Below are 4759 nucleotides of genomic sequence, written 5' to 3' on the forward strand. Positions count from 1 at the left end.
CCGCCGGTCCCGCCGAAGCCACCGTCGCCGACTAGATAACTAGTGCCGCCGTGTCCGCCGGCGCCACCGGTCCCGGTTTGGCTGGTTCCGCCGGCCCCGCCTGCGCCGCCGTCGCCCAACAGGAGGGCGCCATTGCCGCCGGCCCCGCCCACCCCGCCGGTACCGGTGTGGCTCGATCCGCCGGCACCGCCGGCGCCACCGCCACCGGCGAGCAGACCCGCATTGCCGCCGGCGCCGCCGGCACCCCCGACGCCAGCATCGCTGAATCCGCCGGCCCCGCCGTTCCCGCCACCCGCACCGATCAACCCGCTAAACAGCCCGCCGTTCCCGCCGGTCCCGCCGGCCCCACCAACGGTGAGGCCGTTTCCACCAGGCCCGCCGGCCCCACCGTGACCGCCGCCGCCGCCGTTGCCGCCAGGTCCGCCGGCCCCGCCGGCCCCGAACGCGTTGAATCCACCCGCGCCGCCGGCCCCGCCGTAGCCGAACCCCGGGTCGAAGGAATTACCGCCGGCCCCGCCGTTCCCGGCGGCCATGGTCGCTGTGCCCGGGCCGCCGGCCCCGCCGGGCCCGCCGAAGCCCAGCAGCCCGGAGGAGCCGCCGTTACCGCCGTTTTGGCCGGGCGCACCGGAGCCGCCCGCGCCCCCGATGCCCAGCAGCCACCCGCCGGGCTGGCCGTTTTGCCCGGTGCCCGGGGCCCCGTTGGCACCGTTGCCGATCAGCGGGCGCCCGGTCAACGCCAGGCTGGGTGCATTGATCGCGTTGAGCAGATCCTGCTCGACCGTCTGCGCCGGATTGGCGGCGAACGCGGCGACATTCGCGGCCTCCGCGCTGGCATAGGAGCTCGCACCCGCGTTCAACACCTGGACAAACTGCTCGTGAAACGCGGCCGCCTGTGCACTGAGTGCCTGAAACCGCTGACCTTGGGTGGAGAACAACGCGGCGATGGCCGCCGACACCTCATCCTCCGCGGCGGCCAGCACGCTCGTGGTTTGTGCAGCGGCGGCCGCGCGGGCCGCACCTAGGTTCGAGCCGAGTGTTGCCAAATCCGTTGCCGCCGAGGTCATTAGCTCTGGCGCTGCGATCAAGTACGACATGTCGATCCACCTACAACAAGCCCCTGGCTTATTGTTTGGCGGCGCCCCGGCGCGGCACTCAGTAACCGACTACTGCACTTCGAGCAGCTGACTACTGCACTTGCTCGTGCGCGCCCTGCCGCGGCAACAACGACGCGAGTTCCTCGCGGCTGCCGGTTCCGGTCTTGGACATGGCCCGGTAGATATGGCTTTCCACCGTGCGCACGGAAAGGGTCAGTCGCTCGGCGACTTCGCGGTTGGACAACCCCTGACCGATCAGCACGACGATCTCCCTTTCACGATCCGTCAGCGGCAAGGGCAGGTCGGCTTCACGGAGCGCCGGAGTCCGCGCACCGCCACACCTTTCGGCCAGTGCGCCCGCGCGCGCCGCACATGCAAGCGCCGATCCCCGCATGCCCCGACTGCGATACGTGAGGGCGGCCTGGGCGGCGGCGTCGACGGCCGCAACAAGGTCACCCATTCGTTCGAAATCTTCTGACACCGCGGACAAGTCGGCGGCGTCGCCATCGTTCAGGGCGGCCGAGAACCGCGCCGCGACGCGGGCGCGCGGTCCCTCGACCAGCGTTTCGAGGTCGCGCAATCTGCTTGAACCCGAACGGTCGCCGAACTGAGCAGCGGTCTGCAGGCAGACCACCTCCTCGGCGAATCGCCCCTTGGTCGACGATCTTTCGGCCGCCGACAACACGATGGCGATGGCCTTGCTGACGGCTCCCTGGCTGGCGGTCACCCACGCCCGCGCCAGGCTCCGTTCGAAGTCCAAGGGCCGGAAAGCACGGCGCCGCTCATCGACTGCAGCAAGCGCGGTGGCTGCTTGCACCGTCAAACCGCACATCGCGAGCGCCATCGCGCGCGCGACGTTATAGCGGTATCCCCAGCCCGAAGCGTGCGTGGCCGAGAGTCCCACCGCCGCCTGTTCGAGCAACGCGCAGGCGGAATTCAGCTGACCGGCGCCCAGCGCGGCCCGGCCCGCCACGGCCGCACCGAGCAGTTGGGCCGCTCCCGGAAGGTCGGCCGCCTCACGGCGCACTCGCTCGGCCACCCGCAGGGCTTCGTCGACGTCTCCCGACAGCAGGAGGGAGCCGACATGTGCGTCGCCGATGTTGAACCTCATGTGCGGAGCGTCGAACAAGCGCGTGGCAAGGCCGTAGCCCGCCCGCGCGACTGTCACTGCCTCGGTGGTGCGCCCCGCATCTGCGGCTATGGCGGCCAGCACCCAGGCAATCTCGGCGCCGACGACGGCCGGTAGTTCTTCCAACACAAGAGTTTCCGACGCTCGAGCGGCCAGCTCCGGTTCGTCCGTCGCAAACCAGTACACCGTGAGGAAGGCGTCGATATAGCTGCGGGCTCGTGGCGACGTGGTGTCGGATGCCGCGTCGATGATCTCTTTCGCATGCGCAGGGTCGCCGAGCGCCCAGAGCATGTTGCTGGCCCGTAGGAAGGCATATCTGGCCCGGTCGACTTCGGTCAACTCGCCGGTGCGGATCTCGGTGAACACCGCTTCGGCCTCATCGCCACGACCCATCCACGAAAGCGCGTGCGCGCGAACGAAGTTCGGTTCGGGTCCCGCTCCGGCCCGGATGGCCGCCGCGGCAAGCCGATCGGCGAGGGGCAGATCCGCCAGCCAGACCGCGCCGTGGGCCGCCCTTACCAGCAGATCTGTGTCCGGCGCGAGATCGGAGTCGAGACTCAACGCGGCGCGGCGCACCAAGACCTGTATGTCGTTGCGGTCGGCCGCCGCGGCGAGCTCGGCGGCGACCCGCCCGCGCAACCGCCGCAGCCGGGTGGGCGCCCCTCGCCGGCGGCGCACCTCGCCGTAGAGCGGATGCGCCACCCGCACTTCCATGCCTCCGGCGGCGGCCTCAAGCGTGATGAGCCCCCGGCTATCGGCCTCCTCGACTGCGGCCGGATCGCTCAGCCGCTCGAGTACCGCCAGATCGATGGGCTCGCCGACGGCGAGCACGTCAATCACATCGCCTACCGGCGCGGGCAGGGCCCCGATGCGCGATTCGATCAATTCGACCAGCCCTGGGGGCATTATCGGATCGCCTGTCCACCGCCAATAGCCTTGCTGCTGCACGATCCGGCCGTCGGCGACCTCTTGCTCCACGATGTTGCGCAGATATAGGGGGTTGCCGCGAGTGAGCTTCCACAGCCGTTGTGCCGCATCCGGATCCGCGGGTCCGCCCAGGGTCGCCGACAGGAGGGCGGTGGTGTCGTCTGACGACAGCGGCCGCAGGTCGAGCCGGTCGAGCTGACCGACCCGCCATATTTCTTTTACGGCTGCGGGAATCGGTTCACCGTCGAGGACAGTGAGTATCACTTTCGCCGCTCCGCGCTGCACGATCTGGTGCACGACGAATGCGGACAGATCGTCGAGGAAATGCGAGTCGTCGACACCCAAGACCACCGTGGCGCCCCGGGATGCGGAAGTCAGCGACTCGATCACGCCTTGCAGCAACTGGACGGTGTCGGTCACACCCGACGGCGCCCAGGCCGAGAATGCGCCCAGCGGAATCGACCGCGCCGTAGATGTCCCGGCGGCCCAGCGGCATTCGCATCCACGCGAGTCGGCCGCGCCCAGGGCCTCACGCGCGAGCCGGCTCTTGCCCACGCCCGCCGCGCCGTAGACGACGATCCCGGAAGCGTCCGGGGCCGATATGGCGGCCTCGATGTCTCCGGTCTCCTTCGAGCGGCCGGTCAGCGGCCACGACAAGCGCACGCGCAAAGCCTAAGAGCGCCGGAAGAGTGAATGGGGCGACTTTGCCGAATATGGGAACGCCGGAGAGCCGGTCGTGGAGCCGTCTAGCCCACCTGCACCGAGGTGATCGTGACGGTGCTCGTGGGCATGCCCCTGGTGCGGTTGCCGGCCACACCGACCTTGGCGATCTTGTCGAGGGTCGCCAGGCCCGCCTGGTCGACCGAGCCGAACACTGTGGACGTCGGCTCTATCTCGGCGTCGCGGAACACCACGAAGAACTGGCTTCCGTTGGTGTTGGGTCCGTTGGTGGCCAACGCCAGGGTCCCGCGCGGATAGATCACGGTTGCCTTGAGCGCCGGATCGTCGGCCTTGTACTGGTTGGCGGGGTATTCGTCGGCGAACTCGTAACCGGCGCCGCCGCCGCCGTCGGCATCGGGGCCGCCGAACAGCAGCGTCCCGCCCTCCGGCTCGTCGATCATTCGCCCGCAGATCGTGTTGTCGTAGAACCCCTGCTTCGCCAGGCTGGTGAAACTGTTCACCGCGCAGGGGGATTCGTTGTTTGCGAGCTGCACGCCGATGTCACCGAAGTTGGTCGAGATGACGGCGTGGATCGGTGCCGGCTCAGTGGGCACCCGGCCCGACGGGGGCAGCGTGGCGGCCTTGCTGGCCGGATCGGGCGACGGCGGGTACTGGCAGTTCGCGCCGAGGTCGGGCGGTGGCGCGAACGCCGGCAACGGCGGCACGCCCGCGGGCGTCGCGGAGGCGGGTCCGGGGGCCGACCCCGGCCGGGCGGGCACCCTGGCGCGGCTCGGAGCGGGCGACGCCGCGTTGTTGGTCGAGCCGTGGCTCTGGGTCACCAGCGAGATGACCAGGGCCACCACCGCCGCGAGGGCGACGAGCGACCCGCCCACGATTCCCAGGGCGAGCCGCCTGTTGAAGGTCTTTGCCGGGATCGGCTGGGGCGGCT

Annotated in this window: 3 protein-coding genes; all 3 read right to left on the reverse strand. The window is 70.2% G+C overall.

Features of this window, described 5'->3' with window-relative positions; all coding sequences use genetic code 11:
• The coding region (locus tag N415_RS28500; RefSeq protein ID WP_152531628.1) for a PE family protein at positions 1-1094 on the reverse strand (1094 nt) is incomplete at its 3' end.
• Between the two features lie 91 nt (positions 1095-1185).
• A complete protein-coding gene (locus tag N415_RS28505; RefSeq protein ID WP_068189100.1) occupies positions 1186-3813 on the reverse strand; it encodes a LuxR family transcriptional regulator in 2628 nt (875 codons plus the stop codon).
• Positions 3814-3896: 83 nt separating this feature from the next.
• On the reverse strand, positions 3897-4759 hold an 863-nt coding region (locus N415_RS28510), incomplete at its 5' end, for a peptidylprolyl isomerase (protein WP_161630364.1).

It is taken from the genome of Mycobacterium sp. UM_CSW (assembly GCF_000455205.1).
Classification (GTDB): domain Bacteria; phylum Actinomycetota; class Actinomycetes; order Mycobacteriales; family Mycobacteriaceae; genus Mycobacterium.